This is a genomic window from Microcystis sp. CS-574, from assembly GCF_028329095.1.
GTDB classification, from domain to species: Bacteria; Cyanobacteriota; Cyanobacteriia; order Cyanobacteriales; family Microcystaceae; genus Microcystis; species Microcystis ichthyoblabe_A.
The window spans coordinates 23,254-29,253 of sequence record NZ_JAQMSY010000091.1 but is presented as its reverse complement, the minus strand read 5'-3'; the positions used below and the strand labels follow the sequence as shown (position 1 = coordinate 29,253).

Sequence of the window (6,000 nt, the reverse complement as noted above, 5' to 3'; positions counted from 1 at the left end):
CCTCAAAACCGGTAAAACCCCACACCCCACACCCCACACCCCACACCCTGCCCCCAGGAAAAACTTTTTCAGCAGACCCTACTTATTACTGTAGTTTGGTATGGGCTTTTTTCTCATGGGTGCGTTCAAATTTTGTGCGGGTATAATTGGCGGCGATCGCTATTGCTAAAGCCAAAATTGCGAAAATAAGGGCAGTAATTTGATAGATAGACTGATTTGGGGATAAAATTGCCAGTAAAACTAATAATATACCCATTAAAATCGCAATTTGTTTAGTTTTTACCATGTTTTCATGGGCAGCGCTACAGGTGCGACAGTGGACAGTGTGACGAGAATAGCGATCGAGGGGTAAAGGATCGGATAAATCGATCGCCGTTGTCCGCTGGCTGGTGTAGCCTTGATAGTAGGGGAAAGAGTCCCCATAGCGATCGAACCATTGACGTAACTCAATCACCAAGGCATCGGAACTTTTTAAGGGTAAGTATAATTTTTGTAAACTATCTCTTGACTTTTCCACCATTTGCTGCTGACTTTGAATTAAAGGTAGATCATCTTCGAGGATGCGACTTTGACGCAGATGTTCCAACCAGCGCCAACGGTATTGACGGGAGTTAACGGCAAAATTTTGGTAACGTCGCACCAGTAAGCGAGAACGACCTTGACCCAGAGAAATCCCGTATAAAGCCAATCCAGCACACCAATGGGGATTAGGCAGAGAAAAACGATAATGAACGAGATTAGGGGCTATAAAATCCAGATATTTCCAGCTTTCTTGCGGATTGCGGCTATTGCGCCACTGACTGCGAATTCCCCGCGCCGAGATTTCGAGGATTTGGAAGGCTAAAGGTTGAGCATTTTCCCGTTTTGCCCCGAATTCGCTGCGATCATGGCTAATATTAACATGGGCGGGATCGAGGAGATTTTCGAGTAAATAGCCCTGTTCGTAGGGAAAATCAATGAGATAATCGGTATGGACACAATTGGGGTCTTCTAGGTCTTTGATGATAGGAATATCGCTTTCTTTCGCTGTTTCCTCTTCTCCTAACCAAACCCAGAGGACTCCCTGACGTTCCACCACCCCATAGGATTTAACCTTGGCATTGCGGGGAATTGGGGTATTAACTGGCAGTTGGGGAATATGGGAACATTTTCCATCCGTCTCGAACTGCCAACCATGGTACAAACATTCTAAACGCCCAGCGATCATCTGTCCTGTGGAGAGTTTAGCCAAGCGATGGGGACAGCGATCAAGCAAACAGCCCCATTTTCCCTGCTGATCGCGAAATATTAGCAATGGTTGCCCATAAAGAGAGAAAGAGTAGGGATTTTTTTGCCAATCCTGCACAAATAACACAGGATACCAACAATTTTGGTAGTGAAAATAGTCATCCCTAGGCAGGGGTTGAGATTGATCAGTGCTTGTCATGGGGATGAGAGAGAAAAAATATTGATCATGATCATAATATCGGTGCGGCCAATTGATCTCTGTTTTTCTACTATCTTTTAATCAATCCGAAAGGGACTAGGAGAGGGTCGAAATTCCCGATAGGCGTTAATTGTAGCCAGAAAGTCGATTGTAAAGTCTTTTATTGATTTCGTATAGTAGCCAAATAATTAAAAAACAGACAGAGATGAATATCAAAGGTTTTTTAGTCAGTAAATTCTGCAAACTCCAGAATAGTTGCTGCGGTTGAGTGATTAAGTGCCAACTATTCAGTCGGAGAAAACGCCCTAGATAGATACCGATCGCACTTAAAAAATGGAGGGTTATTTCTAGGGGTAAAACTGCTGAATTTAGCTGACTTTGCTGACAATAACTTTTTAAATTAAGTAAGGAGAGAACGTATAGCTGAAAGCCAATAAAAATAAAGATACTATACTGGGGAATTAAAACTAAAAAAAATAAACTTTTGGCGTAATCCTGGTGAACATAAGAGATTAAATGAATGCTATCGGTGAGAATGTAGGGAGCATTGGGTAAAAAAAGCACAAAAACTAAGAGAATTAACCACCAGATTAGGGAACGATCGAGGGTGATCCGAAATAGCCAAAAACTGAGGATAAAGGGGATAAAAGCCAGAAAAGAATTCCAGATAATCCTCCCGGTACTGAGGTTAAATAATTGCCAAGCATTATGCCACCAATCCCTAGTTAAAATCATCGTTAAATCTGCCCAAATCATCTCTTAAATATCAGTATCCTCTAGGGTTGATAAATATCCTAACCAATTTTTTAAAGATTCCGGGAAAGGGATTCTTTGTCTATTGGTGCGAGCGATGCACACATGGCGGGTTTTCGCTTTTCCGACCATGATTTCAGCCAAATAAATTTTATAATGCAATTCAAACTCGTTTTCGCTTAGGGATCGGACAGTGAAATTAATCTGTATTTGATCGCCACAAAAAAGAGGACGAAAAAACTGGATTTCCGCTTGAGTAATCGGTAGGGCAACCGGAGAATCTTTGAAAAACTCCTTGATATTGATGCCAAATTGTGCTAAAGAAAACTCGTAGGCTTCATGACAGATCGAGAGAAGATGGGCAAAGTAAACCACACCGGCCGCATCGGTATCGGCCAGATAAATTAGGCGCTCGTAGGGCATAAAAAGCTTATTGTCTTTCCAGAAAGGTTAAACTATCTTGTAGTTGTCTTAACTCGTCCCGATGGGCTTTGACAGTTAATTCCGTTTGCTGAGATTTGCTTTCTACTTTAAAAGCCACTTCTTCTAAACGGCCGACTTTTTGCCAATAGAAAACACCCGCGAGGGGAGATAAACCCACAAGAGCAAAAATATAGGGATTAGTATCAGGAAATAACACCGATAACACCAGTGAGAAGCAAAATAAACCCAAGGCCGCCAAAATTGTCAAAAATATCGCTAGAAAGGGGCTAGGCGGCACAAAACCCTGTAATCTGACAATATTTTGTTCGGGTTTGATCGCCTTGACTTGATAGGAACGTCGGTCAAAATAGTCTCGCAGTTGTTCTAATAGTTGGTCGTCACTGGTACTGGTAAGATAGACACGCTGTTCGATACGCTCTTTGACGGAACCGCGAATAAAAAAGAATAATCCCACCATCAGCAGGAGAGTCAGAAAAAAAGTTGAGGAAAGAACGGGGGTATCCATGGCGGCGGTTGGGAGCGAAAAAACTTACAATTAATCCTAATTATCCTAACTCATCTTCTCCCCCGATTTAGAAGATGGACCCTAGGAGCAAAACCTCGATCGAGAATCAGAAAAATTTAACCCCAAGGCAGATTCATGGGCAACAATCTATTAACAGGATTAATCGAACCCTTACAGTATAGTTTCATGCAGAGATCCCTAATTGAAGCTATCATCGTCGGGATCATCTGTGCGGTGGTGGGAACCTACCTGATGGTACAACGTTTGGCCCTCTTGGGCGATGCCATCAGTCACTCGGTCTTACCCGGATTAGCGATCGCTTTTATTGGTAATTTTAATCTTTTACTGGGTGCTTTACTAGCCTCAATGGTCAGTACCCTACTGATTAACTTAATCCGTAATCGTTCCCCAATCAAAGAAGATGCGGCCATGGGTATCGTTTTCTCGGCTTTTTTTGCCCTTGGCATCACCCTGATCACTCTCATCCAAAAAAACAACAAAATTGACCTTAATCACTTTCTCTTTGGCAATATTCTCGGTGTTACTGATGACAACATCCGCGATACCCTAATTATTGCCGTTATCGTTTTATTAACCGTTTTGCTCCTGTATAAAGAACTATTATTCTACACTTTCGACAAAATCGGGGCGCAAGCGGCGGGTTTACCAGTAAATTTATTAGATTTAGGCTTAATGCTCCTGATTGGTTTGACAATCGTTGCTAGTCTCCAAGCGGTGGGAGTAATCCTCGTTTTGTCCCTTTTGATTACCCCCGCAGCCACTGCTTATCTTTTAGTTACCCGTCTTCATCAAGTCATGGGTTTAGGTGTGGGTGTGGGTATTATTTCTAGTATCAGTGGGATGTATTTAAGTTATTACTGGAATTTACCCTCTGGACCGGCGATCGTGCTTGTCGCTTTTACCCTATTTATGTTGGCCTTTTTATTCAGTCCCCGTCAAGGAATTTTCACTCATCCCGCTAGTCTAGGTGGTCAACTGTCTATCTGGGTAGAGATAAAAAATTTGTTGAGACGGCGTTAGTTTGGGGGAGAAGGTGGGAGTGACCAAAAAAAGCTGACGGCCGAGATAACTGCCATAATTTGCCAGATTTTTCGAGGCTCTTACTCTGATATTGTGTTGATTTTATCGTTTCATATTGTACTTAAGCGACATACCAGACCACAGCATTAGGTTAATTCTTCCCCACAAGAATCTGATATTGGAAAATAGCCATTTGACCTCTTGTATTGGGTAGCTCTTGGATTCATTAGCCTGTACAGCTAGTCTCCGCTAATTTCTACCAATGTCTCACCAGCAGCTAAAAGTTCTAAAGCCCTGGGTAAAGTCTCACTCAAGATTTCACGCAACCGGGCATTAGAGGTATTGCCACAAGTCAGCCAAATAATTTGTGGGGGCGAACCAAGTCGCTCAACTAAATCTACAAAATCGCTGTCTTTGGTCATTAGGATAGCTCTTTGAGCTTTTGCAACCTGAAAGATTTCAGTATCTTCAGCATCTCTCAGTCCAATCACGCAAAGCCACAACTTCAATCTCAAGTGTAGTGCTAATCCAGGTTGCAATTGCAGGAGACAAATGTGCGTCAACCCAAATTGTCATGCCAGTAAAACCGGGTGATTAAGCTTCCGCGAGGCATATAAAAGCGCTGCTTTCAAATCATCTGCCTCAAGATCAGGCATTTCATCTAGAATTTCTCTCGCGCTTAAACCTGCCGCGAATAGATCTAACACATCTGACACCCGGATTCTCATTCCTCGAATACAGGCACGACCACCGCACTGCCGAGGATTAACTGTAATTCTTGAAAGCAATTCCGCCATTACAAGGTAGCTCTTACGATCTTTACCTTTATTGTGAACTAGAGTGCTAAAAGTTTCAACAAAATAGGATAGGCTATGCCCACCCTGTCAATTATGAAAAATTTTGACATCCTCACCGCCCAGCCCCGGCGGTGAGGATGTCAACACTCTTTAAACTCCTGGCCACACAAATCCCAGACGCTGAACTACAATTCATCTTCTCCGCATCAGAGTACCCAATTTGGTCGCCCTAGGACGCAACGGCAGCTGCAAACATTCTGATGCAGATGATTCAGGATGACCAATGGGCGTCTGCTTATGCCTAGTAAAGTTGAGTTTACCTTTTCTGAGGATGACACATTACCGACAATTCCTATTATTCTCAGTATCGTGCTTGTGTTTAGTATTGATGGAGAAAAGTAATGCTAATTTTTTTGGGAAAATTAGTTAACCGAGGAGTATAACATATAATTAATTTGTAAGAGTTCGAGTTAACTTGGTTAGGGCTATGGGGCTCTCCCAGGTTTAGTGGGTAAAATGTATTCTAAGATACATTCCTCCTAGCGAGGGGGTGGAACGAACCACAAAGACACAAAGGACACAAAGATCGATTGATCCTATGTGAGTTAAACTTATCACACAGAACCTAGAAGAGCCGCTATGGATTTATTAAAAAATCGGTTTGTGCAGTCGTTGGGAGTCGGGGCGTTTTTTTATCTCCTAATGCTTTCCTTACATTGGGTGGTGTTGTTCACCCTGAGAATTCTTGAATCTTTTTCTAGTTGGTATCGATACCGCGCCGCTCCCTATTCCTTCCAAATCAGTATCGGGGTGACGTTGGCCTATTTGCTGATCACGGCCCTCTTGAGTAGCCGGCGTGATTAGTAGTAAAACGTAGTAGACTGTTTCAGCTAAAATAGGGCAATAGATTTCGGCTTAAAGTCTTAGATTGTAAAATCTATAGCAATTTTCTAATACACCAAATTAGCTGAAACAATCCAGTAGGGTGCGTTAGACTGGGGCAGATGATTCAGGATGACCAAGGGGCAGCTGCT

Annotated in this window: 8 protein-coding genes; 2 read left to right on the top strand and 6 right to left on the bottom strand. The window is 42.6% G+C overall.

The window, feature by feature from the left end; translation table 11 throughout:
- Positions 1-85: 85 nt before the first annotated feature.
- From PN470_RS07115 to PN470_RS07100, 4 genes are all read right to left on the bottom strand, one after another.
- Positions 86-1,426, bottom strand: a complete 1,341-nt coding sequence (locus PN470_RS07115; protein ID WP_103112143.1) for an aromatic ring-hydroxylating dioxygenase subunit alpha — start codon at positions 1,424-1,426, stop codon at positions 86-88.
- Between the two features lie 126 nt (positions 1,427-1,552).
- Positions 1,553-2,182 (bottom strand): DUF1361 domain-containing protein, encoded by a 630-nt coding sequence (locus tag PN470_RS07110; RefSeq protein WP_272104166.1) that lies wholly within the window; start codon positions 2,180-2,182, stop codon positions 1,553-1,555.
- Between the two features lie 3 nt (positions 2,183-2,185).
- On the bottom strand, positions 2,186-2,602 hold the full coding sequence (locus PN470_RS07105; RefSeq protein WP_272104163.1) for an acyl-CoA thioesterase: 417 nt from the start codon (positions 2,600-2,602) through the stop codon (positions 2,186-2,188).
- A gap of 7 nt (positions 2,603-2,609) precedes the next feature.
- The gene (locus PN470_RS07100) at positions 2,610-3,128 is read right to left on the bottom strand and encodes a cofactor assembly of complex C subunit B (protein ID WP_272104161.1); all 519 of its coding nucleotides are present in this window, start codon (positions 3,126-3,128) and stop codon (positions 2,610-2,612) included.
- A 135-nt stretch (positions 3,129-3,263) separates the two neighbouring features.
- On the opposite strand from PN470_RS07100, the gene PN470_RS07095 reads away from it, so the two are divergent.
- Positions 3,264-4,169, top strand: coding sequence for a metal ABC transporter permease (locus PN470_RS07095; protein ID WP_272104159.1), 906 nt, complete (start codon positions 3,264-3,266; stop codon positions 4,167-4,169).
- 239 nt (positions 4,170-4,408) lie between these two features.
- Here the strand turns inward: PN470_RS07095 and PN470_RS07090 are convergent, their stop codons facing one another.
- Together PN470_RS07090 and PN470_RS07085 are read right to left on the bottom strand one after the other, a co-directional pair.
- Positions 4,409-4,660, bottom strand: a complete 252-nt coding sequence (locus PN470_RS07090; RefSeq protein WP_272104157.1) for a DUF5615 family PIN-like protein — start codon at positions 4,658-4,660, stop codon at positions 4,409-4,411.
- A gap of 81 nt (positions 4,661-4,741) precedes the next feature.
- Positions 4,742-4,966 (bottom strand): DUF433 domain-containing protein, encoded by a 225-nt coding sequence (locus PN470_RS07085; RefSeq protein ID WP_002740734.1) that lies wholly within the window; start codon positions 4,964-4,966, stop codon positions 4,742-4,744.
- A 639-nt stretch (positions 4,967-5,605) separates the two neighbouring features.
- On the opposite strand from PN470_RS07085, the gene PN470_RS07080 reads away from it, so the two are divergent.
- Positions 5,606-5,830, top strand: a complete 225-nt coding sequence (locus PN470_RS07080) for a hypothetical protein (RefSeq protein ID WP_103112140.1) — start codon at positions 5,606-5,608, stop codon at positions 5,828-5,830.
- The last annotated feature ends 170 nt before the right edge of the window (positions 5,831-6,000 follow it).

Coding starts and splice junctions, on each gene's coding strand:
- PN470_RS07110 (WP_272104166.1), bottom strand. CDS start 2,182: ATGATTTGGGCAGATTTAACGATGATTTTAACTAGGGATTGGTGGCAT.
- PN470_RS07085 (WP_002740734.1), bottom strand. CDS start 4,966: ATGGCGGAATTGCTTTCAAGAATTACAGTTAATCCTCGGCAGTGCGGT.
- PN470_RS07105 (WP_272104163.1), bottom strand. CDS start 2,602: ATGCCCTACGAGCGCCTAATTTATCTGGCCGATACCGATGCGGCCGGT.
- PN470_RS07095 (WP_272104159.1), top strand. CDS start 3,264: ATGGGCAACAATCTATTAACAGGATTAATCGAACCCTTACAGTATAGT.
- PN470_RS07080 (WP_103112140.1), top strand. CDS start 5,606: ATGGATTTATTAAAAAATCGGTTTGTGCAGTCGTTGGGAGTCGGGGCG.
- PN470_RS07115 (WP_103112143.1), bottom strand. CDS start 1,426: ATGACAAGCACTGATCAATCTCAACCCCTGCCTAGGGATGACTATTTT.
- PN470_RS07100 (WP_272104161.1), bottom strand. CDS start 3,128: ATGGATACCCCCGTTCTTTCCTCAACTTTTTTTCTGACTCTCCTGCTG.